Origin of the sequence: Methanocaldococcus jannaschii DSM 2661, assembly GCF_000091665.1 — an archaeon.
GTDB classification, from domain to species: Archaea; AGJL01; Methanococci; order Methanococcales; family Methanocaldococcaceae; genus Methanocaldococcus; species Methanocaldococcus jannaschii.
In genome coordinates this window covers 219,100-243,799 of sequence record NC_000909.1, presented here as the reverse complement: position 1 = coordinate 243,799, position 24,700 = coordinate 219,100, and the positions used below count along the sequence as shown (strand labels likewise).

31 protein-coding genes, 1 tRNA gene and 1 CRISPR repeat array are annotated in these 24,700 nt (G+C 31.1%); of the genes, 14 read left to right on the top strand and 18 right to left on the bottom strand.

Going from position 1 to position 24,700, the window contains the following annotated elements:
- Nucleotides 1–103 precede the first annotated feature (103 nt).
- The 3 genes from twy1 to comD all read right to left on the bottom strand — a co-directional run bounded on the left by twy1 (nucleotide 104) and on the right by comD (nucleotide 2,288).
- Nucleotides 104–1,039 carry a 4-demethylwyosine synthase TYW1 gene (twy1, locus tag MJ_RS01355; protein WP_010869754.1) on the bottom strand — a complete coding sequence of 312 codons (936 nt, stop codon included), beginning with the start codon at nucleotides 1,037–1,039 and terminating at the stop codon, nucleotides 104–106.
- A gap of 159 nt (nucleotides 1,040–1,198) precedes the next feature.
- Complete coding sequence (gene comE / locus MJ_RS01350; RefSeq protein WP_064496438.1) at nucleotides 1,199–1,765, bottom strand: sulfopyruvate decarboxylase subunit beta; 567 nt, start codon at nucleotides 1,763–1,765, stop codon at nucleotides 1,199–1,201.
- A gap of 13 nt (nucleotides 1,766–1,778) precedes the next feature.
- Nucleotides 1,779–2,288: a sulfopyruvate decarboxylase subunit alpha gene (gene comD, locus MJ_RS01345; protein WP_064496437.1), complete on the bottom strand. Its 510-nt coding sequence runs from the start codon at nucleotides 2,286–2,288 to the stop codon at nucleotides 1,779–1,781.
- A gap of 155 nt (nucleotides 2,289–2,443) precedes the next feature.
- Here comD and comA point away from each other — a divergent pair, with 155 nt between their 5' ends.
- Nucleotides 2,444–3,199, top strand: a complete 756-nt coding sequence (gene comA / locus MJ_RS01340) for a phosphosulfolactate synthase (RefSeq protein WP_010869753.1) — start codon at nucleotides 2,444–2,446, stop codon at nucleotides 3,197–3,199.
- Here the strand turns inward: comA and radB are convergent.
- The 3 genes from radB to pyrF are packed head-to-tail and all read right to left on the bottom strand — an operon-like array spanning nucleotide 3,196 to nucleotide 4,954.
- Nucleotides 3,196–3,834 carry a DNA repair and recombination protein RadB gene (gene radB / locus MJ_RS01335; RefSeq protein WP_010869752.1) on the bottom strand — a complete coding sequence of 213 codons (639 nt, stop codon included), beginning with the start codon at nucleotides 3,832–3,834 and terminating at the stop codon, nucleotides 3,196–3,198. The two genes, comA and radB, sit on opposite strands and share 4 nt — an antisense overlap.
- A gap of 9 nt (nucleotides 3,835–3,843) precedes the next feature.
- Entirely contained in the window at nucleotides 3,844–4,308 is a 465-nt protein-coding gene (gene frhD, locus MJ_RS01330; RefSeq protein WP_010869751.1) for a coenzyme F420-reducing hydrogenase, FrhD protein, read from the bottom strand.
- Between the two features lie 4 nt (nucleotides 4,309–4,312).
- A complete protein-coding gene (gene pyrF / locus MJ_RS01325) occupies nucleotides 4,313–4,954 on the bottom strand; it encodes an orotidine-5'-phosphate decarboxylase (RefSeq protein ID WP_064496436.1) in 642 nt (213 codons plus the stop codon).
- 120 nt (nucleotides 4,955–5,074) lie between these two features.
- Here pyrF and MJ_RS01320 point away from each other — a divergent pair, with 120 nt between their 5' ends.
- A complete protein-coding gene (locus tag MJ_RS01320; protein WP_010869749.1) occupies nucleotides 5,075–5,518 on the top strand; it encodes a 4Fe-4S dicluster domain-containing protein in 444 nt (147 codons plus the stop codon).
- A 97-nt stretch (nucleotides 5,519–5,615) separates the two neighbouring features.
- Nucleotides 5,616–7,236: a CRISPR direct-repeat array (repeat unit 30 nt; unit sequence ATTTCCATTCCGAAACGGTCTGATTTTAAT).
- A 394-nt stretch (nucleotides 7,237–7,630) separates the two neighbouring features.
- On the opposite strand, the gene MJ_RS01315 is transcribed toward MJ_RS01320, so the two are convergent.
- The 4 genes from MJ_RS01315 to MJ_RS01300 form a co-directional block, all read right to left on the bottom strand.
- Complete coding sequence (locus MJ_RS01315) at nucleotides 7,631–7,816, bottom strand: 30S ribosomal protein S27e (RefSeq protein ID WP_012981369.1); 186 nt, start codon at nucleotides 7,814–7,816, stop codon at nucleotides 7,631–7,633.
- 70 nt (nucleotides 7,817–7,886) lie between these two features.
- A complete protein-coding gene (locus MJ_RS01310) occupies nucleotides 7,887–8,171 on the bottom strand; it encodes a 50S ribosomal protein L44e (protein ID WP_010869747.1) in 285 nt (94 codons plus the stop codon).
- The gene (locus MJ_RS01305) at nucleotides 8,149–8,661 is read right to left on the bottom strand and encodes a DNA replication complex GINS family protein (RefSeq protein ID WP_064496435.1); all 513 of its coding nucleotides are present in this window, start codon (nucleotides 8,659–8,661) and stop codon (nucleotides 8,149–8,151) included. Before MJ_RS01305 ends, MJ_RS01310 begins: the two co-directional genes overlap by 23 nt.
- 99 nt (nucleotides 8,662–8,760) lie before the next feature.
- Entirely contained in the window at nucleotides 8,761–9,504 is a 744-nt protein-coding gene (locus MJ_RS01300; RefSeq protein ID WP_010869745.1) for a DNA polymerase sliding clamp, read from the bottom strand.
- A gap of 301 nt (nucleotides 9,505–9,805) precedes the next feature.
- On the opposite strand from MJ_RS01300, the gene MJ_RS01295 reads away from it, so the two are divergent.
- The 7 genes from MJ_RS01295 (at nucleotide 9,806) to cyaB (ending at nucleotide 12,712) form a co-directional block, all read left to right on the top strand.
- The gene (locus MJ_RS01295; RefSeq protein WP_010869744.1) at nucleotides 9,806–10,105 is read left to right on the top strand and encodes a chorismate mutase; all 300 of its coding nucleotides are present in this window, start codon (nucleotides 9,806–9,808) and stop codon (nucleotides 10,103–10,105) included.
- A 47-nt stretch (nucleotides 10,106–10,152) separates the two neighbouring features.
- Complete coding sequence (locus MJ_RS01290; protein WP_064496434.1) at nucleotides 10,153–10,341, top strand: 30S ribosomal protein S17e; 189 nt, start codon at nucleotides 10,153–10,155, stop codon at nucleotides 10,339–10,341.
- Nucleotides 10,342–10,351: 10 nt separating this feature from the next.
- Nucleotides 10,352–11,221, top strand: a complete 870-nt coding sequence (gene dapA, locus MJ_RS01285; RefSeq protein WP_010869742.1) for a 4-hydroxy-tetrahydrodipicolinate synthase — start codon at nucleotides 10,352–10,354, stop codon at nucleotides 11,219–11,221.
- 18 nt (nucleotides 11,222–11,239) lie between these two features.
- Nucleotides 11,240–11,488 carry an Asp-tRNA(Asn) amidotransferase subunit GatC gene (gatC, locus tag MJ_RS01280; RefSeq protein ID WP_010869741.1) on the top strand — a complete coding sequence of 83 codons (249 nt, stop codon included), beginning with the start codon at nucleotides 11,240–11,242 and terminating at the stop codon, nucleotides 11,486–11,488.
- A 77-nt stretch (nucleotides 11,489–11,565) separates the two neighbouring features.
- Nucleotides 11,566–11,673: a 50S ribosomal protein L41e gene (locus tag MJ_RS09920; RefSeq protein ID WP_081874506.1), complete on the top strand. Its 108-nt coding sequence runs from the start codon at nucleotides 11,566–11,568 to the stop codon at nucleotides 11,671–11,673.
- 67 nt (nucleotides 11,674–11,740) lie between these two features.
- Nucleotides 11,741–12,178, top strand: coding sequence for an Rrf2 family transcriptional regulator (locus MJ_RS01275; protein WP_010869739.1), 438 nt, complete (start codon nucleotides 11,741–11,743; stop codon nucleotides 12,176–12,178).
- A 6-nt stretch (nucleotides 12,179–12,184) separates the two neighbouring features.
- Nucleotides 12,185–12,712: a class IV adenylate cyclase gene (gene cyaB, locus MJ_RS01270; RefSeq protein ID WP_010869738.1), complete on the top strand. Its 528-nt coding sequence runs from the start codon at nucleotides 12,185–12,187 to the stop codon at nucleotides 12,710–12,712.
- Between the two features lie 99 nt (nucleotides 12,713–12,811).
- Here the strand turns inward: cyaB and MJ_RS01265 are convergent, their stop codons facing one another.
- The 3 genes from MJ_RS01265 to argS all read right to left on the bottom strand — a co-directional run bounded on the left by MJ_RS01265 (nucleotide 12,812) and on the right by argS (nucleotide 15,780).
- Nucleotides 12,812–13,297, bottom strand: coding sequence for a hypothetical protein (locus tag MJ_RS01265; protein ID WP_064496433.1), 486 nt, complete (start codon nucleotides 13,295–13,297; stop codon nucleotides 12,812–12,814).
- Between the two features lie 57 nt (nucleotides 13,298–13,354).
- Nucleotides 13,355–13,948 (bottom strand): anthranilate synthase component II, encoded by a 594-nt coding sequence (locus MJ_RS01260; protein ID WP_010869736.1) that lies wholly within the window; start codon nucleotides 13,946–13,948, stop codon nucleotides 13,355–13,357.
- 131 nt (nucleotides 13,949–14,079) lie between these two features.
- Complete coding sequence (argS, locus tag MJ_RS01255) at nucleotides 14,080–15,780, bottom strand: arginine--tRNA ligase (RefSeq protein WP_010869735.1); 1,701 nt, start codon at nucleotides 15,778–15,780, stop codon at nucleotides 14,080–14,082.
- 239 nt (nucleotides 15,781–16,019) lie between these two features.
- On the opposite strand from argS, the gene MJ_RS01250 reads away from it, so the two are divergent.
- Nucleotides 16,020–16,096, top strand: a tRNA-Ala gene (locus MJ_RS01250).
- A gap of 64 nt (nucleotides 16,097–16,160) precedes the next feature.
- Here MJ_RS01250 and MJ_RS01245 read toward each other — a convergent pair.
- The 4 genes from MJ_RS01245 to MJ_RS01230 are packed head-to-tail and all read right to left on the bottom strand — an operon-like array spanning nucleotide 16,161 to nucleotide 19,522.
- Nucleotides 16,161–17,414 (bottom strand): bifunctional hydroxymethylpyrimidine kinase/phosphomethylpyrimidine kinase, encoded by a 1,254-nt coding sequence (locus MJ_RS01245; protein WP_064496432.1) that lies wholly within the window; start codon nucleotides 17,412–17,414, stop codon nucleotides 16,161–16,163.
- A gap of 16 nt (nucleotides 17,415–17,430) precedes the next feature.
- Nucleotides 17,431–17,679 carry a hypothetical protein gene (locus MJ_RS01240; RefSeq protein ID WP_010869733.1) on the bottom strand — a complete coding sequence of 83 codons (249 nt, stop codon included), beginning with the start codon at nucleotides 17,677–17,679 and terminating at the stop codon, nucleotides 17,431–17,433.
- Nucleotides 17,680–17,681: 2 nt separating this feature from the next.
- Nucleotides 17,682–18,692: an anthranilate phosphoribosyltransferase gene (trpD, locus tag MJ_RS01235; protein WP_010869732.1), complete on the bottom strand. Its 1,011-nt coding sequence runs from the start codon at nucleotides 18,690–18,692 to the stop codon at nucleotides 17,682–17,684.
- A complete protein-coding gene (locus tag MJ_RS01230) occupies nucleotides 18,689–19,522 on the bottom strand; it encodes a DUF4013 domain-containing protein (RefSeq protein WP_010869731.1) in 834 nt (277 codons plus the stop codon). Before MJ_RS01230 ends, trpD begins: the two co-directional genes overlap by 4 nt.
- Nucleotides 19,523–19,605: 83 nt before the next feature.
- Here MJ_RS01230 and eno point away from each other — a divergent pair, with 83 nt between their 5' ends.
- From eno to MJ_RS01210, 4 genes are all read left to right on the top strand, one after another.
- A complete protein-coding gene (gene eno, locus MJ_RS01225) occupies nucleotides 19,606–20,877 on the top strand; it encodes a phosphopyruvate hydratase (RefSeq protein WP_064496902.1) in 1,272 nt (423 codons plus the stop codon).
- A 131-nt stretch (nucleotides 20,878–21,008) separates the two neighbouring features.
- A complete protein-coding gene (locus MJ_RS01220; protein WP_010869729.1) occupies nucleotides 21,009–22,259 on the top strand; it encodes a TldD/PmbA family protein in 1,251 nt (416 codons plus the stop codon).
- 157 nt (nucleotides 22,260–22,416) lie between these two features.
- Nucleotides 22,417–22,662, top strand: a complete 246-nt coding sequence (locus tag MJ_RS01215; RefSeq protein ID WP_064496431.1) for a hypothetical protein — start codon at nucleotides 22,417–22,419, stop codon at nucleotides 22,660–22,662.
- A gap of 4 nt (nucleotides 22,663–22,666) precedes the next feature.
- Complete coding sequence (locus tag MJ_RS01210) at nucleotides 22,667–22,954, top strand: ArsR/SmtB family transcription factor (RefSeq protein ID WP_010869727.1); 288 nt, start codon at nucleotides 22,667–22,669, stop codon at nucleotides 22,952–22,954.
- Between the two features lie 8 nt (nucleotides 22,955–22,962).
- Here MJ_RS01210 and glyS read toward each other — a convergent pair whose 3' ends face one another.
- Nucleotides 22,963–24,696 carry a glycine--tRNA ligase gene (glyS, locus tag MJ_RS01205; RefSeq protein ID WP_010869726.1) on the bottom strand — a complete coding sequence of 578 codons (1,734 nt, stop codon included), beginning with the start codon at nucleotides 24,694–24,696 and terminating at the stop codon, nucleotides 22,963–22,965.
- Nucleotides 24,697–24,700: the final 4 nt, after the last annotated feature.

The window sequence follows — 24,700 nt, the reverse complement described above, 5'->3', positions numbered from 1 at the left end:
TTATCTTTCTATTTTCATTTTACAACCATAGGGCTTCGCCCTATTGGGATACCCCATTTACACCTCTGCCTTTGGCAGAGATGTTAGCTTTGATGAAACTTTATTAAAGTTTCGGGTTGATTTTCCTATTTTCATTTTGCAATAACGCCACTCTACTATCTTCACTGTCATCAATTAATTTGTATGAGCTGTTTTCATCTAACATCTTAGCTAATTTTAATATCTCATCATGTTGTAGCATGTCCTCTTTCTTTAATCTTTTTTGAGAATAACCAACGTGCATATATGACTTTAACTCAATGAAATGGACATCAGCTCTTTCATAGAGCTCTACAAACTTTAAGATATCATCATTATAGCCCCTAATTAAAGTAGTTCTTATACAAGTTCTCTTCTTCTCTTTTAAAATGTCTAAGGTATTTAAGATACTTTCCCAATACTCTTTCTTCCCCCCACATATTCTTCTATAACTGTCCAAATCATAGGCATCTAATGAGATATACAGTTGAGTTGGCTCTATTTTTTCAATAACATCAGTTAAGATTCCATTTGAAACAACAAATGTTGTAAATCCATTCTTATGGAATATCTTTATTAACTCATCTAAGTATGGATAAAGTGTTGGCTCTCCTGATAAAGATATTGCCACATGCTTTGGCTCTAAAGCCTCTTTAAATTTCTTCTCTCCAACTCTATCTAACACTCCAGCATAACCCATAATTATTCTTTTATGCATGGCTAAAATTTTCTCATATACAACCTCTGGCTCTTCCCATTTTGGTTCTTTAATTTGGCTTATATCTATACCTATATCCCTTGGTAAAACTCTCCAGCAGAATATACAATTTTGCTGACACCAAATAACTGATGGTGTGCATTGAATACATCTGTGTGTTTCAATACCATAGAATTTTGATTTATAGCAATTTTTATCCTCTAACATCTTTTTTCTAACCCATCCACACAACTTAACGGCTGTGTGGCCGTCTATTTGATACCTCTGCTTTCTTAAAATTTTATAAATTTCTTCTGGAATCATACTCTCACTTTAAATATTTATTTATTTTAATGAATGATATTTTTGGCTCCTTTTTATCGCTTCCATAAATCTATATCTCCATAGGGGGAAACCCCCTATTGGGATACCCCACGTCCATTAAGTTGGGGCTTTCAGCCCCAATTAATGTCCAATCTATGTTTAACTCCTTTTTATCGCTTCCATAAATCGATACTTCAAAACAACAGGTGGAATCTCTATATTAGAACATTTTTCATTGTATGGAATTGTCTTAGCAATAATAACTTTACATTTTTCTTCATTTAAAGCATTTTTAAACTCTTTTTCAAATTCTTCTAAACTTTCTGTAGTTATTGTATCTAAACCACAACCCTTAGCAATTTCTTCTAAGTTTGTATTTTTGCCAGTGTGTGTTTTTTGATTACCTGTAGAACCATAAGCAGAATTATCTATTATAACCAATATATAATTTTTTGGATTCATGTATCCTATTGTTGATAGTGAGCCAAGGTTCATCAATATAGAACCATCCCCATCTATAACTATAACCTTATCTTCACAATTTAAAGCTAATCCCAAGCCAATAGAAGAAGCTAATCCCATTGAACCGAGCATATAAAAGTTTCTCTCCCTATCTTTTACATAATACAGCTCTTTAGAAGGAATTCCAATATTGCTGACTATTATCTCTTTCTCTCCGACATTTTCAACAATCTTTTTAATTATATCTATTCTCTTTGGATACATGGTATCATCTCTTTTACTTTTCTAAATCGTATTCCCAATATAGAGCATCAAACAGTAAAGCTACAGGATATGAGATTTTATACATATAGGAGGAAGCATATTTTATTAATTTATATGCCTCTTCTGGTGTTTTTGGTTTATAAGTAGGGATTTCACAAACATCTAACAATTTCTCAATCCATCTTCCCATAGGTATTTGGGCAGGTATTTGTTCCTTTAAGTCTCCTCTATGGCTGATTATTAATAATGTAGGGATTTGGAAGGTTTTGTATAATGAGGCAATGGCATTTATTGAGTTTCCAATACCCGAATTCTGCATTAATATAGCTGTTTTCTTCCCAGCTAAGTATGCTCCAGCACATATTCCAAATGCTTCTTCTTCCCTTGTTGCTGGTATATTTATTATATTTTTATCCTCTTCAATTAATTTCAGTAGGTTTTTTAAGTTTGCACATGGAACAGAGCATATAAAATCTATATTTGAGTCTTTTAAGGCGTTGTATATTGCTAAGCTACCTCTCATCTTATCCCTCTTTTTATCATTTGGAAATAAATCACAAAAAATATATACTTAATCCCTTACTATTTACTATCAAATTTTTATAATTTTACACTGTGTTTATATTATAAGATAAATATATAGGTAAATAATTCCTTATAAGAAATAAAGGTGATTAGATGAAAGCATTTGAATTTCTATATGAAGATTTTCAGAGGGGCTTAACAGTAGTATTAGACAAAGGATTACCTCCAAAATTTGTAGAGGATTATCTAAAAGTTTGTGGTGATTATATAGATTTTGTAAAGTTTGGATGGGGAACTTCAGCAGTTATTGATAGAGATGTTGTTAAAGAAAAAATCAACTATTATAAAGACTGGGGTATTAAGGTTTATCCTGGAGGGACATTATTTGAATATGCATACAGTAAAGGCAAATTTGATGAATTTTTAAATGAATGTGAAAAATTAGGTTTTGAAGCAGTTGAAATTTCAGATGGTTCTTCAGACATAAGCTTAGAGGAAAGAAAGAATGCTATAAAGAGAGCTAAAGATAATGGATTTATGGTTTTAACAGAAGTTGGTAAAAAGATGCCAGATAAGGATAAACAGCTAACTATAGATGATAGAATTAAGTTAATAAACTTTGATTTGGATGCTGGAGCAGATTATGTTATCATTGAAGGCAGAGAGAGTGGTAAAGGTATAGGGCTGTTTGATAAAGAAGGAAAGGTAAAGGAAAATGAATTAGACGTATTAGCTAAAAATGTTGATATAAATAAAGTTATCTTTGAAGCTCCCCAGAAGAGTCAGCAAGTGGCTTTTATATTAAAGTTTGGTAGTTCAGTTAATCTGGCAAATATTGCATTTGATGAGGTTATAAGCTTGGAAACATTGAGAAGAGGTCTTAGAGGAGACACATTTGGAAAGGTTTAATCAATAATTTCAATCCCTCTCTCAACTATTCTAAATTTAACTCTTTCCTCTCCAGCATGTAGATGTTTCTCCAATATAGCCAATCTATCTCCGTTGAGCTTTTCCAACCTAACAATACATTTACTCCAATACTCTAACAACCTCCCTCCAGAAGCCTCAAAGCCATTAACAGTCTCTCTTACTTGATTTGTTATTATAACAGCTAAGTTATTTGTTTTAGCTAATTTTAATAAAGTTTTTACTTGGTTGCCGAGCATTTTATTGAGCATGATGTTTTTATTAGCTTCATCACTCAACTCTAATCTATATAAAGATGTTATGTTATCAACCACTATCAAACTTGCATTATTGGTTATTAATGGAAGCTCTTTTTGTATAATTTTATCCTGCTCATAGAAATCAAAGGCATTGTATATAATCATATTTTCTAAAACTATTTTGTAATTATTTGAGGCTATTTGTTTAATCCTCTCTATTGATAAACCCCCTTCAGTGTCTATATAAATTACCTTCCCAGAATTAACAGCGTTTATAGAGTTGATAATACATATATTTGTCTTCCCTACGCCTGGAGGCCCATAAATTTGAGTTATTATCCCTTTTTCAGCATTTCCCAATAAAATCTCTTTTAGCATGTAAATCCCTTATTTCTTAATTTCTCCCAGAATTATTTCTATTGCTTTATCAACTGCCTTGGCAACCTCTTCAGACAACCCTGGTTTTATGTCTGGCATTGTAAATTCTTTACCTTGACAACCAATAACCACGACTTCTATGCCTTTATTATGTAAATCTTTGAGAAATGGGGCTAATGGAACGTTATGGGCATCGAAAGAATATTTTTTAATATTCGGTAATTCATCAACATCTATCTTTTTTATTGTTCCAGGTTCTAAATCAAAATCAATGGCATCAACAACAATAATCTTTTTTATATCTTCATCAACCAACGTCATTAAATAGTATGCTCCACTTGCCCCAGCATCTATAACTTCAACGTTATCTGGCAAGTTCATTTTTTCTAATTTGCTAACAACCTCACATCCAAAGCCATCATCTCCAAACAACAGATTTCCACAACCAACAATTAATATATCCTTCTTTTTCATTTTATCACTTATTTAGCATTTCTTTATATTTTTTAGCCTCTTCTTTAGGATTTTGTGATTGATAGATTGCCCTTCCAACAATGACGTAATCATTCTCATCTAAAATATTTAAAATATCCTCAATCTTCCCTCCCTGAGCTCCGACTCCTGGTGTTATTACTGGCAATTCTGCAATTTCTTTAATTTCTTTAAGCCTTTCAGGCCTTGTTGATGGAGCAACTATAGCATCAACTTTTAGTTTTTTAGCCATCTCTGACAATTTATCTGCTATTGGCTGTAGAAATTGAACAGCCCCTGGATGGCTCATTTCAGTAACCATTATTACCTTTTTGTTTAGCTTTTTAGCAACATCTTGCACTGCTTTAACTGAATCCTCTCCAACAAAACCATGAACTATTATTCCATCAGCATATTTTAATGTTATTTTTGCTATCTTCTCATTTGTTGCTGGGATGTCTGCAACCTTAAAATCAGCTATAACCTCTTTATTACAAAGTTTTTTTATTTCTTTTATAATTTCTGTCCCAGTAGATAAAACTAAAGGATATCCAACTTTTATAGCATCAACGTAATCTTTAACATCTTCTACTATTTTTAAAGCTCTATCTCTATCCAAAACGTCAAGAGCTAACATTAACTTTGGCATCCTATCCCCGCAATTTTTTGCGTTATAGTTTGGATAAAATTTATATAAAAAAGTTGATGTCAAATTAACTGTAATTAATATTAAGAATATTTTATATATTGTGAATTTATTGGTGAGAGTATGGAAAATTTAGAAAAGAAAATAGAGCTTTTAAAGAAAATAAGAGAGTTTCTTATCTTAAATTTAGAAATTAAAAAGTTAATGCAGGAGTTAAATGTAGATAGTGATATTTACGAAGCTTATGAAAAAGTTACAAAAATTGTTAGAGAGCCAAATATTAAGCTATATAGACAGTATTATGATGCAATAAAAGAGATGTTTTATGAAGAATATGGTAAAAAAAGAAAAGATATCTCTTGGTATCCCAAAATTGATTATAATAGATGCAAAAATTGTGAAAAATGTATCTCTTTTTGTCCAAGAGGAGTTTATGATGCAGAAAACGGAAAGGTTGTAGTTAAATATCCATATAGTTGCATAGTAAATTGTAATGCTTGCTCTATAATGTGCTGTGAAAACAACGCTATAATATTCCCAGATGAAAAAATACCTCGTAGGAATTGAAGATGGAAATCTTAAAAAGAGAACTTTGCTATTTTTAAACTTTTATTTTTGATAATAGATAATTTTTAAGATTAGAAAAATCTGGTGAGGGAGGAGGATTTCTATTCCGAAACGGTCTGATTTTAATACAACATTAGGAGAATTACAAGGAGAATTTAGAACATTGTTCCCATTCCGAAACGGTCTGATTTTAATAATTTAAAATTAGAAAATCCAAAAAACAGCTTAAAAATAATCTATGCGTTTCCATTCCGAAACGGTCTGATTTTAATAAAAAGATTGAATACAAAAACAGAATATATGAAATTGTTAATGGTATATTTCCATTCCGAAACGGTCTGATTTTAATTAAGTTATAATAGCTGTTTCAATTGCTTTCTTTTCATCATTTCCATTCCGAAACGGTCTGATTTTAATCAAATCTGTTTATTAGATGTAGCGCGTGTGCGAAAATTCATTTCCATTCCGAAACGGTCTGATTTTAATGAACCTCTATCGCCCTCGATCAAAGAATGAATCTCATATTTCCATTCCGAAACGGTCTGATTTTAATGCAACTATGCATAAACCACTTAGCAATTCCAAGAAATTTCCATTCCGAAACAGTCTGATTTTAATGACACACAGAGTCAGCCAGACCCAGCACAAATGATGCAAATGAATTTCCATTCCGAAACGGTCTGATTTTAATGAACCCTCAAGGGAACCTTTTTAGGGTTCCCTAACAGATTTCCATTCCGAAACGGTCTGATTTTAATGAACCCTCAAGGGAACCTTTTTAGGGTTCCCTAACAGATTTCCATTCCGAAACGGTCTGATTTTAATGAACCCTCAAGGGAACCTTTTTAGGGTTCCCTAACAGATTTCCATTCCGAAACGGTCTGATTTTAATGAACCCTCAAGGGAACCTTTTTAGGGTTCCCTAACAGATTTCCATTCCGAAACGGTCTGATTTTAATGAACCCTCAAGGGAACCTTTTTAGGGTTCCCTAACAGATTTCCATTCCGAAACGGTCTGATTTTAATGAACCCTCAAGGGAACCTTTTTAGGGTTCCCTAACAGATTTCCATTCCGAAACGGTCTGATTTTAATGAACCCTCAAGGGAACCTTTTTAGGGTTCCCTAACAGATTTCCATTCCGAAACGGTCTGATTTTAATCAATCCTTTTGAGTTTTGGATATATCCCTCATCCAATCATTTCCATTCCGAAACGGTCTGATTTTAATCGGCTCTCCCAAGAAGAAGATGAGAATTCTACAATCACGTTTCCATTCCGAAACGGTCTGATTTTAACTGAAATTGTTGCAGTATTACCTCCAAACTTGTTAGAAATGCTTGTTGAAAAATTTCCATTCCGAAACGGTCTGATTTTAATAAAATTAAGATACGATACTGTAAAGAGAGATAAAGAATTTCCATTCCGAAACGGTCTGATTTTAATATCCGAGCGTTCATAAGGATTTTAAACATAAGAAAATCATTTCCATTCCGAAACGGTCTGATTTTAATAGGAAATAACTGATTAATAAATCTGAATATTTAACAGTAATTTCCATTCCGAAACGGTCTGATTTTAATTAATTTCTATTTGTATAATCCACCAAATCATCAAATATTTCCATTCCGAAACGGTCTGATTTTAATCATATCTATACAATTACACTGATTATGTTGTTTAATAATATCATTTCCATTCCGAAACGGTCTGATTTTAATAGGACAATCATCAACAACATAACATACTTTTACTTTTCTAATATTTAAGCTTTCCTATACCTTATTTTTCTAAGGTTGGGTAACTATCTCATAATATAAACCTTTTAGTATTTAAATCTTTCTCCCTTTACTAAAACAAAGCATTTTTATCTTTTTAAATTCAAAAATTTAACTTATTTGTTAGAGAAATTTTATTTATTCTTCTAATTAATCCTAATTTTTAAAAATCTAAATAATTCAATAAACTTAAATATTCCAAATAATCAAACCAGCAAACCCTTAGAAATAAGATAAAATTATATTAAATAACCAAATAAAAATTTCAAATTAATTATTATCAAATATAAAACTTTTCCAACGTGATAAACAAATTATTAAAAAATGGATGGAAGATTTATCCTAAAATCTCCAATATCTTGGCTTTAACTTTTCCTTTTCCTCCTCTTGGCTCAACTAAAACCTTCCCACATGTTAAACACTTAACAACGGTAGCTGGACTTCCAAATACAATCTGCTCGTTATTGCATTCTGGACATTGGACTCTTAAGAACTTTGTCCTTGGCTGTGGGATTAACTCCATCATCTCCCTCTCTACAATTTTGTTTAAAGTGTTTAAAAGAGTTTTATAAATTTATTAAGGTTTTTAAAATTTATTTCTCAACGAACTCAAATCTTCCTGACCTGAAGCATCCATTTGCCTTTGTGTGCATCTTTCCACATTCAGTACATTTAAATCTTAAGTCAATCTTTTTAACTGGTTTTGACCTGTCTGGTAATGGTCTTGGGAAACCTCCATAACCAGCAGTAACTCTTCTGAACTGCCTCTGACCCCAAGTCAATTCACTTGGTTTTCCTTTTTTTGCCTTCTCTACAATGTGGATAGTGTGTTTTTTACAGTATGGGCAGTATCTTCTAACTTTCTTCGGGATTTTCATAACTTTCACCTATCCTTGAGATAATTCTGTGTTTTTCTAAAATATGAGATATCTTTCTGTCTAAAGAGAGAACATCATTTTTGTTTAGGTCATATATAAAAGTACCATCTGTGAATGGTGGAAAGTTTTTATCAACCTTTACAACATCAATATCGTTTATTGTATATATAGGTTTTGGTGTATCAATCTCAGTAGGTTTTTTAAATTCAGGAGTTTCCTCAATTTTCAATTCAACAACAATATTTTCAATGGCATGTATAATATTTAACTCTTCTGGAAGTAAGTTTTCTCTCTCATTATCCAAATACAGAGCTTTGTATATTCTCAACTTTCTAAGCTCTTTGAAATAATATTTTACCCTTTCAAGTTCAATATCATCTTTAATATTTTTTATATATTCCCTAATGTCATCATAAAAGTCATCAGGCAATTTTAACAATTTATCATTTTTTATTTCTTCAAAAAAATAATTTTTTAGAGATTCATACATGGTTATCACAAAATATGGTTTGTGGTCTTTTGAAAAACATCTGAAATAAATAATAATTATGAAAACCCTCAAAATATAGTAAATGCTGCAGAATGGTTTTTATCCTTCAATTCTTGGAGCCAATAGGAAGGTTAAATTTACCCCTGCAATTGAATATTCTAATTTTAGAGGCATGTCATTACCTAAGTAAATCTTAATAATGTCTCCTGAGCTAACACCCTTAACCATGTCCATTAAATAATCTAAATTGAAAGCACTTTTTGCCTCTTCTTTAACCTCTAAGCTAATTATAGCTGAGCTATCCTTTTCAAATATTGCTTCATTCTCGTTTAAATCTCCCTTAGCATGAATAACAAACTTATCCTCATCAGCTTTTAAAATTACATAATCACTGAATAAATCAGCATCCTTTAAAGCCTCTTTAAACGCATCTCCTTTAATCATGATTACGTTTGGATATTCTATTTCAGGAACTTTAACTGATGAGGCAGATATATCTAACAAAGCTAAGCTGAACTTTCTCTTTCCAGTGTTTTCAAATATAACATTTAATTTATTCTTTTCTTCGTCTAACTCTAAAATTAGCCTATCTTTAGCTTTAGCTCTATTCATTACTTTTTTAAATGCCTCTAAATCTATACCAATATCATGAGAATCTGCTTCATATTCTTCAAAAGCCAATCTTGGGATTTCCAAACTAACTAAAGCAACATGGCTTGGGTCCATTGCACTCGCTTTTATCCCTTCCTCATCAACTTCAAAACATATCTCATCTAAAAGTGTTGAGATTGTATCAACAACTTTTTTAAACTCTTTTGCACTCTCCATAACTCCTCTGAACATAATATATCACCAATATTTTAGGTAGTTGCCAAAATAAATATACTTTTCTGAGGGAATAAATATAAAACCTATTTGAGGTTTTATAAATACCTTTTTATGTCAAACTTTTGACAGCAGATTATATTTATAATAAAAAAGTAAATAGTAATTTATCCATTAGGATTATAAAAACATTTTTATACTTCTTCTATATTTTTAGGTATTGTCCATCTTTTGTTTTTATACATAAACAATACAAATAATATGGCGGATAACTTTATATATTTTATTTAAGTTTTTATAATAACATTCTGGGGTTACAATGATAGAGAAACTTGCTGAAATTAGGAAGAAGATTGATGAGATTGACAATAAGATATTAAAGCTAATTGCTGAAAGAAATAGTTTAGCTAAGGATGTAGCTGAGATAAAAAATCAGCTTGGTATTCCTATTAACGACCCAGAAAGAGAAAAATATATATACGATAGAATAAGAAAACTTTGTAAAGAACATAACGTTGATGAAAATATTGGCATTAAAATATTTCAAATACTTATAGAGCATAATAAAGCTCTCCAAAAGCAATATCTTGAGGAAACACAAAATAAAAACAAAAAATAATTAAAAATTAATAGAAAAATAATAAAAAAGGATAAGAAGGTGAGATGATGGGAAGGATTAGGCAGACATTAATTAAAAGAACAGCTATGGAATTAATTAAAAAGTATAGAGATTTATTTACAACTGACTTTGAAACAAATAAAAGAGTTTTAGAGGAAGTTGCTCAAATCTCAACAAAAAGATTAAGAAATAGAATTGCAGGATATATAACTCACAAAATGAGACAGCTCCAATAAAGGTGAAGCTATGTTTAAGGGGGTCTATCCCGCCATCATTACTCCTTTTAAAAATAAAGAAGTTGATTTTGATGGATTAGAGGAGAACATAAACTTTTTAATTGAAAATGGAGTTAGCGGAATTGTAGCTGTTGGAACTACTGGAGAAAGCCCTACTCTATCCCACGAAGAGCATAAAAAAGTTATTGAAAAAGTGGTAGATGTTGTTAATGGGCGAGTTCAGGTTATTGCAGGAGCTGGGTCAAACTGCACAGAGGAGGCAATAGAGCTTTCTGTTTTTGCTGAAGATGTGGGAGCAGATGCTGTATTGTCAATAACTCCCTATTATAATAAACCAACACAGGAAGGTTTAAGAAAGCATTTTGGAAAGGTTGCTGAATCTATAAATCTTCCAATAGTTTTATATAATGTTCCATCAAGAACAGCTGTTAATTTAGAACCAAAGACAGTAAAGCTTTTAGCTGAAGAATACAGCAATATTTCAGCAGTTAAAGAGGCAAATCCAAATCTTTCCCAAGTTTCTGAGCTAATACATGATGCTAAGATAACAGTTCTTTCAGGGAATGATGAACTAACCCTCCCAATAATCGCCTTAGGAGGAAAAGGGGTTATTAGCGTAGTGGCCAACATCGTCCCAAAAGAGTTTGTTGAAATGGTTAATTACGCATTAGAAGGAGATTTCGAAAAAGCAAGGGAAATTCATTATAAATTGTTCCCATTAATGAAGGCGATGTTCATTGAAACCAACCCAATTCCTGTTAAAACTGCCTTAAATATGATGGGAAGACCTGCTGGCGAGTTAAGATTGCCATTATGTGAGATGAGTGAAGAGCATAAAAAGATTTTGGAAAATGTTTTAAAAGATCTTGGTTTAATTTAACTTTTATGGTGAAGTTTAATGGATGAAAAAACCATTGAAAAAATAAAAAAAGAGGCTGAAGAGATTATTAATAAATTTAGCGAGGTATTAGAGAAGTTCAACTTAGAGATGGAAGAGAGTTACTATATTATAGACACCAGAAATGTTTTAAGAGAGGACGAAGCAGTTGAAAGTAATCCAGAATTCAGAGAGAAATTCCTAAAAATTGCCCCTAAGGTAAATAAAGAGGGCTATGTTGTTGTAGAAAAAGGTAGCTGGTTAAAATAACAAAACCAAAAAGTTTAAGTAATGGTTTCATATTATTGTAGGTAAAAATTTAAAAAACAAGATAAGAGGGTGATACCATAAAGAGGAGTTCAAGAAGATGGAAAAAGAAAGGAAGAATGAGATGGAAGTGGTACAAGAAAAGATTAAGAAGGTTAAAGAGAGAGAGAAAGAGAGCTAGGTCATAATTTTTTACTTTCCTTATTTTATTTTTATAGAAAAATTAATCAATTAATTTAAATAAATTGTGAGATTATGAAAGTTGTTGGCTTAACCAAAAAAATTATGGAACATTTAAAAGAGCCAATAACAATTAAAGAACTTGCTAAAAAACTAAACATGCATCCAAAAAACTTAGATGTTAAAATTAGAGTTTTAAGAGATTTGGGATTAGTGGAAACAAAAAAAGGTAGAAATGGAGGAGTTAGATTAACAAAAGAAGGGTTATATTTGTTAGAAAAAGGAGAAATTACCTTAGGATCTTTAAAATTGCAGATTGTTGCTAAGGATAGGATTGGTTTGTTAGCTGATATAACTTCAAGAATATCAAAGATTGGGGGCAATATAACATCAACAGTCCTTGAGAGAGAAGGAGATGAGGTAATTATTTACTTAGTTGTGGAAAATGTAGATAAGGATGAGATAAAAAATACTTTGGAGGATGTGGTTGAAAAAATCTCCATTCTTTGGTGAGTTGTTATGATAGAGGTTGAGATTAAGGTAAAAATTGATGATAAAAATAAAGTTGTAGAGCAATTAAAAAAACTTGGATTTAAATTTATCAAGAAGAAATTTCAGGAGGATATTTATTTCAATGGAATTGATAGGGACTTTAGAGAAACTGATGAAGCTTTGAGAATTAGGGATGAGGATGGAAATTTCTTTGTTACCTATAAAGGTCCAAAAATAGATAAAATATCAAAAACAAGAGAAGAGATTGAAGTAAAAATAGAGGATAAAGAAAAGATGAGGCAAATATTTAAAAAACTTGGATTTAAAGAAGTTCCACCAATCAGAAAGATTAGGGAGATTTACAAAAAGGAGGATATAGAGGCAAGTATTGATGATGTTGAGGGTCTTGGCTTATTCTTAGAATTAGAAAAGTCAATATCAGATATTAATGAAAAAGATAAGGTTTTAGAGGAGATGATGGAGATACTGAAAGCTTTAAATATTAGTAAAGACAATATCATTAGAAAATCATACTTGGAGCTAAGGGGATTATAATGAAAAAAACAAAAATAGGTAAGAGGCAAATATTGGCGATATTTGTAGCTTTAGTTATGATGTTATCAATAATTCCAGTATTTTTAATGGGTTTTTAGATTATTTAAAATAATTTCTAATTTTTCCAACTAACTCCCTTAAATCGTTTATGTTAGAAGCTCTTATGTCCTTTTTTTGAGGAAATTTTAATATTATTTCGTCAAATATATTTGTGTTTTGTGGCTTTTTCATCATATAGTAGTATCTTGCTATACAGTTGATTCTTGCAGTTATAAGCTCACTTAAATATGTTAGACACATATCTTCCGTAACAAGTCCCATGTAATTGCTTCCTTCCTCTGGCTTTAATAAAGCAATTCCTACTAAAATCTCCACTATATCACATTTAATAAGTTCTTTAGAGTTTTGTTGTTTCTTTTTTAGCTCATATAAATAGATGGCTAAATCTCTAATAGAAGTCCAAGGTAAATCTAAATCAACCTTATCTAAATCTTCTTTTTTTAATTTCCATAGGGGGATTTTTTCATCATCTAACAATACTTCATATTCTAAGCAAAATTGGTATAGTATTTCATAAACATCCATATTTTTCACTTAAGATTTCTTTTTGAAATTTTTAAATTTTTAACTAATTTTAAGAAGTTAATATTCACTTTCAACAAAATTTTTAATAAGTTTTAAGCCCAAATCTGGGAATTTTAAGTTATCTGATTCAGTTAATATACTCTCCGGATGGAACTGAACACCTTCAATTGGTAGCTTTTTATGCCTAACTCCCATAATATAGTTATCATCTAAACTCTTAGCAGTTATTTTTAACTCTTTTGGAACTTCTTTAGCTATTAAAGAATGATACCTTCCTCCATAGAATGGATTGGGAATGTCTTTAAAGATACCTTCTCCATCATGATTTATTAAACTTGCCTTTCCATGCATAACTCTCTTTGCTCTCCCAACCTCTCCACCAAACGCCTCAACAATACACTGATGTCCTAAACAAACTCCCAATATTGGAATATCTACCTCTTGAATAATCTTTATACAATTTCCAGCCTCTTTTGGAGTTTTTGGTCCTGGGCTTATAATTATTCTATCTGGATTTATTTTCTTTATTTCATCTAATGTGATTTTGTTATCCACTAACTTAACTTTATACCCTAAAGTCCCTACATATTGGACTAAATTCCAGACAAATGAGTCAATATTGTCGATAACAAGCACTTTTTTAACCTCCATTTAAATCAATCCCCCAAAATTGTCCCATCCTAACATTAAAATATAAGACATAATTATAAAGGATAATAATCACCTTTTACTATAAAAATCTTAAAAATTTAGTACAAAAAATAATTAAATAATTTTACATCCTACATCCTTCCTGGGCAATTTATTCCTAACAATTCTAAACCTGTCTCTAATACTGTCTTAGTGCTTTTAACCAACTTTAATCTTGATTTTTTAACATCATCATCAACTTTTGTCATTAAAATTGGACAGTTTGCGTAAAATCTATTGAATGCCTTGGCAAGCTCTAATAAGTAGTTGGCTAATATATGTACTCTTCTACTTTCAGCACTCTCTTTAATTATATCCTTAAATTCATCCAACATCTTAATTAATTCTTTCTCCTCACTGGTTAGTTCATAGTTAAATACTGCTTCATCTTTAACTCCTTTATTTTCCGCTTCTTTTAAAATACTGCAACATCTTGCGTGTGCATACTGTATAAATGGACATCCAACTTTTTCAAAGTCTAAGGCTTCTTCCCATCTAAATACCATTGGCTTTTCAGGAGAAATTCTTGCAATGTTGTATCTAACTGCCCCTAATCCAATATCATAGGCAATATTTTCCTCAACACCTCTCTTATTACACTCTTCTTTAGCCCTTTTTATCGCCTCTTCTAACAACTCATCGGTACTTATAAATCTTCCTCTTCTTGTACTCATTGAACCTTCTGGAAGGGAGATGAATTCATAGAATATAACTTCTGGCACTTTGCTTCCAAGGAGTTTTAAAGCTGCTTTAACCATCTCTGCCGTTAATTTGTGGTCAGCCCCTAAGACATCTATTCCTATATCGCACTTTGATAACTTATCTAAGTGATAGGCAATATCTCTTGTTGAATACAAGCTTGTTCCGTTTGCCCTTGCTAAAACCATTTTCTTTTCAATGCCAAAGTCTGATAAATCAAGCATATAGGTTTCTTCTTTAATTACCTTTCCAGTTTCCATTAATTTTTCTATAACCTTTTTAACCATTCCATTTCTTACATAAGAGCTTTCCCAAACAAAGGTATCATGCTTAATATTTAAATTCTTTAATGTCTCTTTTATTCCATCCAATGCATAATTTACTGCAAATTCAAATTTTTTAGTTATTTCATTATCTTCATTGTTTTCTAAAGCATCTTCATACTTTCTCATTAATTCAAGAATCTTTTCTTCCTCTTCTGGATGCTCTTCCAAATATTTATTAATTTTTACATAAGTTTCAGCAATTGCATGGTCTTTCTTTTTTTCTTTGTCTAAACCAAATAATTCAATTCCATAAACAACCAAAGCCATCTGCCTACCCATATCATTTACATAGTAGTGGGTTTCAACATCATATCCATAGAATTCTAATATTCTCTTTAAACAATCTCCAATAATGGCATTTCTTAAATGTCCAATATGTAAAGGCCCATTTGGATTTGCTGATGTATGTTCTAAGATGATTTTTATAGATTTTTTATCTCCTCTACCATAATTATTTCCTTTTTTATCAATCTCTTCCATTAAATTTTTAGCAAATTTGTTATAATCAATATAGAAGTTTATATATCCATTGACTGCCTTTATCTCTTTAACTCCTTCAATGTTCATAGCTTTTAACTTATCTACCAACTCTTCAGCAATAATTTTTGGATTCTTTTTTAGCTCTTTAGCTAATCTGAAGCAGATATTTACAGAATAATCTCCTAACTCTAAGTTTGGTGTTTTATCCAACTTTATGTCAATCTCTTTACATATCTCTTTGCTAATTACTTCTTTTAATGCATTGATGATATTACTTTTGATATCCATAGTCTTCCCTCTCTCATTTTTTATTTAATTTAAAAATTGGGGATTTTCTTTAAATACCTTCTTTTTAATTTATTAATTTAAATAAATGATAGAAAAGTTTATATATGAAGATGATATTATAAGAACACTGCTACAATCAATCATCAAATAAACTTATTTACTATGGAAAATATAAAAACCCAATGGGTTTTTAAATAAATTTAATTACATACCTAAACTTTGATGATTGATTGTTTTGTGGGCTGGTAGCTCAGACTGGGAGAGCGCCGCATTGGCTGTGCGGAGGCCGCGGGTTCAAATCCCGCCCAGTCCACCATTTTTTGATTTCTAAAAGGTTTAGTTTTATAATTTTATAAAATTTAATTAAAATGTTTAAATATTTACATTAATGTGTTATATATCTTTTGAATAACTTCAACTTTTTTAACAACTTCAATAGCATCTCTACCTAAAACTCTAATCATCGGCTCTTTTCCTTCCCCTCCCCTATCATAAATAATGTCTGGAACTCCACCAAATTTTTCACAAGCTATTTTTGTTCCCCATTCCATAGTTGAGACATTTGGCGGCTCTTCTTTTCTATCAAATGAAGAAACTGCAAATTTATCCTTCAACAACTTTATTAACCCCCCATCATATTTTATATTCATGCAAGCCCTTATCTCTGGGTTGAATTTGCTTGCAGATAAAATTATCTTTGCTATATGCTCAGAAGCTCCAAACTCAATATCTCCAACAATATAAAAACCTCCAAGCTTATTTTTTATTATCCTTCCAGTTAATGCAGCAACATCCTTAAAATCTTTTGGAAATGGTAGAGACTCAGCTATATTACTACCAACCTCTGGGATTAACGTAAAGTTCATCTTTTTTAATAAATATATGGCATAGCTAAGGTTTTTTATCACTTTTTCTTTATTGATATAAGTTGGGTTAGAGTTATAGCCAAACTTTGATTTTTTGGCATAGATAACTGAAGATAAAACAAATCTCTTTGCCTCTTTAATTGCCTCTTCTAAATCATAGCCCTTAGATAAAAAAGCAGTTATAGCTGTTGAATAAACACAACCAGTTCCATGAACTTCTTTATCAACTCTAAATCCTTTAAATGTCTTTATAGGTTTAAAATTTTTCATTAAAATGTCATCAATGCCAGTAGCTAAGATGTATAAATCATTTCTAATCATCAGATTGTTATTTTTTATAAATTCCATGATTTTCTTATATTCTTCTTTGTTAGGAGTTATTAAAAAGCTCTTATTAAAAAGCTCAATATATTTTTCCATCAACTTTTCATCAACAAATGAAAACTTTGTTGTAGATGCAAGAACCGGGTCGCATATAACTTTTAAATCATACTTGTCAATATATTTTAGCAGAGTATCGATAGCTGGTTTTGTTAAAACTCCAGTCTTAACATATTCAATATCAAACTCCTCAAAAACGGCCTTAAACTGATTTTTTATATTCTCCTCTGGTAAATCAAACTTTTCATAAACCATTTTATTATTTTGAGGAATTACTGATGTTGTTATTGTTGGGCAATAAACTCCCAATGTATGGGCTGTTTTTATATCAGCAGAGATGCCAGCTCCACTTGTAGGGTCGTAGCCACCAATAGCTAAAATAACCATTAAAATCACCAAAATTTTATAATGATTTCACATTTATCTCTCTTAAACACTTCATAACCCTCTCTATATTCTCCTCTAAAAATTCAATTCTCTCTAAGTCATCTTTAATTTGCTCTTCTTTAATTTCTCCATTAGCTATTTTCTTTTTAAGCTCATCTTTACTTTTAACATTATATTTTTTAAAAATTTGATTTAATTCATTCTCAAGATCTTTCAGCTCTTCTAAAAATACCTTTTTCATTGAGTTTATTATTAATTTTTCCATACTTAACCCTCTCTATAGAATTCAATTAAATCCTCTAATTTTTTTAACGCTTTACCTTCATCAATGGATTTTTCAGCTAATTTAATACCCTCTTCAACATCTTTAGCCTCTTCAGCAATATATAGGGCAAAGGCAGCATTTAAGACAACAATATCCCTCTTAGCTCCAACCTCCTCACCTTCAAATATCTCCCCAATTATCTTGGCATTTTCTTCAGCATCTCCCCCTCTAATATCTTCTAACTTAGCTTTTTTAATGCCAAAATCCTCTGGTTCAATGTAATAGCTTTTTATCTCCCCATTTCTTAACTCAGATATTTTTGTTTTTCCTATAGTAGTGATTTCGTCCATTCCACTACCATGTACTACTAAAGCCCCCTTCAATCCCAAATTCTTTAAAACATTTGCCAATTTCTCCGTCAATTTTTCATCATAAACTCCCATTAGTTGATAATTAGCGTTAGCTGGATTTGTTAAAGGTCCTAATACATTAAAAACAGTCCTTATCCCCAACTCCTTCCTAACTGGTGTAGCGAACTTCATCGCTGGGTGAAAGTGAGGGGCAAACAAAAACCCAATGCCAATTTTCTCTATAGATTCTTTAACCCTCTCAATAGGAACATTTAGATTAACTCCTAATGCCTCTAAGACGTCAGCACTTCCACTTTTACTGCTCACTGCTTTATTTCCATGCTTTGCAACTGGAACATAGGCAGAGACTACAAAGGCTGTGGCAGTGCTTATATTGAATGTGTTTAAATTATCTCCTCCAGTTCCGCAAGTATCTAAAAGCTTAGGAACATTAGGATTTATTTTTAGTGAAAATTCTCTCATAATCTTTGCAAAGGCAGTTATTTCTTCTATAGTTTCTCCTTTCATTCTTAAAGCTGTTAAGATAGCAGCTATTTGTGTAGGTTTTGCATTTCCACTCATGATGTCTTTCATAACAGCCTCTGCCTCTTTTTCATCTAAATCCTTAAATTCAATAACCTTTTTTAATGCCTCAGTTATCATGTTATCCCCTTTCTATCTTTATAGTATAATGCAACTGCCCTTATTGAAAACACACCTAAATAGAAATCAACAAATGTTGATAATGCGTAAGATATTCCCTTTATTGATATATAAATTATTGTTAAAATACTGTTAGCTAATGCTGAATATGAGATAAATATATCAATAATATTAAGTGGTAAAACAACTATTAGACTTATTATAAAATTAATAATTGCTATGATAATCACTAAGATTATGTATCTTATCCCAATCATCTTAAATATTTCTTTAAATTCAAAGAATCCATAAAATCCTTTAACTGAATAATTAACCTCTGCCAACTTAGAATAAAGCCATAAACTAATTACTGAAATTATAAAAATTAGTATTGAGATTATAATAAGGAAAGCCCCAATAATTTTGCTAATGTATAGTGAAAATATTCCAAAAACAAATAAAATTGCTGGGATAAAGTAAAATATAATATTTAATAAAACTAACCCAACAATATATAGTATTCCCCTATACAGCAAATCAGTAATGTTATTCCAATCAGGAGCTACATTTAATCCTTCAACAGTAGTCTTCATAATTCTCACATTGTATCCTCCTATAATAGCAGAAACAATTAGCCCAATGATAAAAATTATCCCAAAATAAATTAAAAATGACATTATAATATGCATAATGTCATAATTAGCCCTTTCCATAAATAAATCAATAAATGCAGTAGTGACTCCACTCATTGCTCCAACTATGGCACTCATTAAGCCCCCAATACATAACTTTTTAAAGTTAAAGATAATATAGTTATATGAGTTCGTTAAATAACTCTCAATAGTTCCCATATAACTTCACCTCCAAGTTTATTATAAAAATTCATAATTAAAGTATTTAAAAATATCTATTAGGTGATAATTTGTTATATAATATGGATGAGAGATTTGAAATTAAAGATATTGTTGCAAGAGAAGTAATTGACTCAAGAGGAAACCCAACAGTTGAAGTGGAAGTTATAACAAAAGGGAATGGTTACGGTTCAGCAATTGTTCCAAGTGGTGCATCAACTGGAACACATGAGGCATTAGAGTTGAGGGATAAAGAAAAGAGATTTGGTGGAAAAGGAGTTTTAATGGCTGTTGAAAATGTAAATTCAATAATTAGACCAGAGATTTTAGGTTATGATGCAAGAATGCAGAGAGAAATAGATACAATAATGATAGAATTAGATGGTACTCCAAATAAATCAAGATTGGGAGCTAATGCCATATTGGCTGTTTCTTTAGCTGTAGCAAAGGCAGCAGCAGCAACAGCAAAAATCCCTCTCTATAAATACTTGGGGGGATTTAACTCCTATGTCATGCCAGTTCCAATGATGAACGTTATAAATGGAGGAAAACACGCTGGGAATGATTTAGATTTGCAAGAGTTCATGATAATGCCAGTTGGAGCTACATCAATTTCTGAAGCTGTAAGGATGGGTTCAGAAGTTTATCATGTCTTAAAAAATGTCATCTTAGAAAAATATGGAAAAAATGCTGTAAATGTTGGAGATGAGGGAGGTTTTGCTCCACCATTAAAAACATCAAGGGAGGCTTTAGATTTATTAACTGAGAGTGTTAAAAAGGCTGGGTATGAGGATGAGGTTGTCTTTGCATTAGATGCTGCTGCCTCAGAGTTTTATAAAGATGGATATTATTACGTTGAAGGTAAAAAATTAACAAGAGAGGAGCTTTTAGATTACTATAAAGCATTAGTTGATGAATATCCAATAGTCTCAATTGAAGACCCATTCCATGAGGAAGATTTTGAAGGCTTTGCAATGATAACTAAAGAATTAGATATACAGATAGTTGGAGATGACTTGTTTGTTACAAATGTTGAAAGGCTTAGAAAAGGTATTGAGATGAAGGCTGCTAACGCTCTGCTTTTGAAAGTCAATCAGATTGGAACTTTAAGTGAGGCAGTTGATGCTGCTCAATTGGCATTTAGAAATGGTTATGGTGTAGTTGTTTCACATAGAAGTGGAGAGACTGAGGATACAACAATAGCTGATTTGTCAGTTGCTTTGAACTCTGGACAAATAAAGACTGGAGCTCCAGCAAGAGGGGAGAGAACAGCTAAATACAATCAGTTGATAAGAATTGAGCAAGAGTTAGGATTAAGCAAATATGCTGGGAGAAACTTTAGATGTCCATTTTAAATTTTTCTAATTTTTTAATACCTAAGTTTTAAGGTTTTCATCCAATCTTTCCTAAAAGTTTCTTTCAAAATGTTTTACAAGAAACTATATTTCAACTTTTTTTCTATTTTAATGTTTAATTAGGTGAGATTATGGATTTAGAAAAGTTAATAAAAATTGGAGAAAAAGAAGGATTTGAAACTGAAGTTTTATTTGTTAAATCCTATGAGGTTAGTGTTGATTTAGATGGAAAGAGTGTAGATAGCTTTCAAACTGGAATCTCTTACGGTATTGGAGTTAGAGTTATAAAGGATGGGAAAGTTGGCTTTGCCTATGCAAATAAATTTGATGAAAATATTGTTTATAAAGCAATGAAAAACTTAGTTGAAGATAAATATACTGAATTTGCCCATCCACAAAAATATAAAGAACCAAAAGGAATGTTTTATAAAGAAATTTTGGATTTAGATGAAGAAAAATTGTTAGAGGATTTAATAACCATGAGAGATATTGCCTTAGATAATAATGCCATTGTTTTGAGTGGAGGTGTTAGTAAAGAGGTTGGCTATGCAAGATTGATAAATTCAAACGGCGTAGATGTTGAAGAACAAGATACTTATTTCTCTGCGGCAATATCTATAATGTATGATGGAGAAACATCCTATGAATGTAGAACAAGGCACAACATTTTTGATGTTGAAGAAATTAGCTATAGGGCATTGGATTTAGCTAAGAAGTCAGCAAATGGAAAAGCCATATCTTACAAAGGGAATATAGTTTTATCACCAAGGGCATTGTATGACTTGTTATCCTATACGTTAATGCCAGCATTCAGTGCTGAAAATGTGCAGAGGGATAGGAGTGTTTTAAAAGGAAAGATAGGAGAGCAGATTTTTGGAGAGAATATAACAATAATTGATGATGGGACTTTAGATTATGCCCTATACTCATCAAAGTGTGATGGTGAAGGAACAGCTACCCAAAAAACAGTTTTGGTTGAGAATGGAGTTTTGAAAAACTACCTATATGATATAAAGAGAGCAAATAGAGAAGGAAAAACATCAACTGGAAATGCTTCAAGAGGTTATCGCTCTTTACCTTATGTTTCACCAACAAACTTTATTATTAAAGAAACAAAAAATAGCTTAGATGATTTTGATGAGTATGTTTATATCAATGGAGTTATTGGCTCTCACACATCAAATCCAATAACTGGAGATTTTGCTGTTGAGATTCAAAACTCATACTATTACAAAAATGGGAAGATAATTCCAATTAAAAGAGGAATGTTTGGAGGGAATATATTTGAGATGTTTAAAGAAGCTATCCCATTAAACGATGTTGAACAGAGAGGGAAGTTAATTTCTCCTTCAGTAGTGTTTAAGGGTGAAATTATTAATTAATAAATTTATATAAACAAATTAAACAAAACCTATATATAACTTTTTGGCAATATATGTAGTTAAAAATATACATATTAGTATTAGGATATAGTATATTTATTTTAATTGGAAATTACATGTAATTAAGAGATTACAAATTTTGTTTGTAGGTGAAATAATGCCAATGGGTTTTGGAGTGCATTATGTAGGTAGTGAAGGAGTCGCAATAAATCCCTTTTACGATATTCTTTGGATGATTATTTTTGTAGTAATCATTGCGGTAATAATATATATCCTAATCTCTCCATTAAAAAAACAGTCAAGTTCAATAGACAATGAGAAACTTATAAAAATAGAGAAGGATGTTGAGGAGATAAAAGAAATAGTTAAGGAGTTGAAGAAGAAATGGGAAGAGATAGAGTGATTTTATGAAGTTGATAGATGTTGTAAAAATGGGAGAGGCATTGTCAAATCCAATAAGGGTTAAGATATTATACATCTTAAATAAACAGCCAAAAAATATTTATGAATTAGCCAAAGAGTTGGAACTATCAAGACCTGTTGTCTATGCCCATTTAAGAAAATTGGAAGATGCTGATTTAGTTGAGAGTGATTTGGTTTTAGAAGGAAGTAGAGCTAAAAGAATATATAAAGCAAAAGAATTTAAGTTCTATATTGACAATGAGATTATAAAAAAATTATTTGAAAATGAATAGCTATTCTTTTATTCTTTCAATCTTTCTTTTAAATAATCAACGAGCTCATCTATTTTAACTCTAACTTGTTCTCTTGTATTTCTCTCCCTAACAGTTACAGTTCTATCCTCTAATGTTTGTCCATCTACTGTTATACAGAATGGAACTCCAATTTCATCAGCTCTCATATATCTCCTTCCAATAGCTCCACTGTCATCATACTCAGCTATAATACCATTTTCTCTCAACATTTGCTCTATTTCTTTAGCTATTTTTGGCATATCATCTTTATTAACCAACGGCAGAACATAAGCTTTTATAGGGGCAATTGATGGTTTTAAATCTAAATAAACTCTATCTTCTTCCTCTCTGTAAGAGTGTTCTAATAAACAGTAGGTTATTCTATCAATTCCATAGGATGGCTCTATAACGTGAGGGATAACTTTCTCTCCTTTAATAACTTTTTTAACCTTTTTAATTTCAACATAATCCTTTAAAATCTCAAATTCCTTTCCATCAATGTTTATTATTACTTTTCCATCATTTTCAATGTTTTTAACAAATTCTTCTTTTTCTTTTTCACTTAAGTTGTTTATATATGCCTCAATTGCCTTTGTATCTTTCTTAAATATCTTTCCAACAACTTTATAATTTAGATTTATTTCATAAGTTTCAATCTCTCTTTCTTCATCAAGCTCAACAAATACTGAGAGTTCAACTCCACTATGAGCAGAGTGGCTTCTTAAGTCATAATCTGTTCTATCTGCAATCCCAACACACTCAATCCATCCAAATCTCTCTGTGTATATTTCAGCATCCCAACAGTCAATAGCATAGTGTGCCATCTCATTTGGGAGGTGCTGTCTAAATCTTATTTTATCTTTATCAATTCCAATTGCTTCTAAAAACCTCTTTGTTAGAGCTATAAAGTAGGCAATTGTTTGATGCCTTATAATTCCTTTCTCAACAGCCTCACCAATACTTATCTTAATTACCTTTTCATCATCACTTAAGTTTTCATCCATCTGCCTTTCAGCCGGTAATAATGGAACAACTTCATCTTTAACTAAATCAAATTTCTCATGCTCCTTTCTCTCTGGATGGACAAAATATTCAATCTCTGCCTGGGTGAATTCTCTCAACCTAATAACTCCCTGCCTTGGGGAAATCTCATTTCTATAACTTTTACCAATTTGAACAACACCAAAAGGCAATTTATTTCTAAAGAATTGGGCTAATCTCCTAAACTGTATAAATATTCCCTGTGCTGTTTCAGGTCTCATGTATCCAGTTCTCTTTCCTCCCGGACCTATAGATGTGACAAACATTAAGTTAAATTTCTTAACCTCTCCAAGCTCTCCTCCACACTTTGGACATCTTATATTGTGTTTTCTGATTAATTCATCTAATTCCTTTAATGTTTTTCCTTCTGTATCTACATCTACAAATTCTTCAATTAAGTGGTCAGCTCTAAACGACTCTAAGCAGTTTTTACACTCAACAATTGGGTCTGTAAAGTTATCAACGTGCCCAGATGCCTTTAAAACTTCATAAGGTGTTACTGTTGGGCTTTCAATCTCATAAAATCCTTCTTTAATAATATATTGCTCTCTAAACTTTGATATGATGTTATTTTTTAATAAACATCCTAAAGGTCCGTAATCAACAAATCCTGCAATTCCTCCATAGATTTCAAATGAACTCCATAAGTAACCTCTTCTTTTTGCTAAATCCATAATTTTTTCGTAAATATCTTTTTCCATTCTC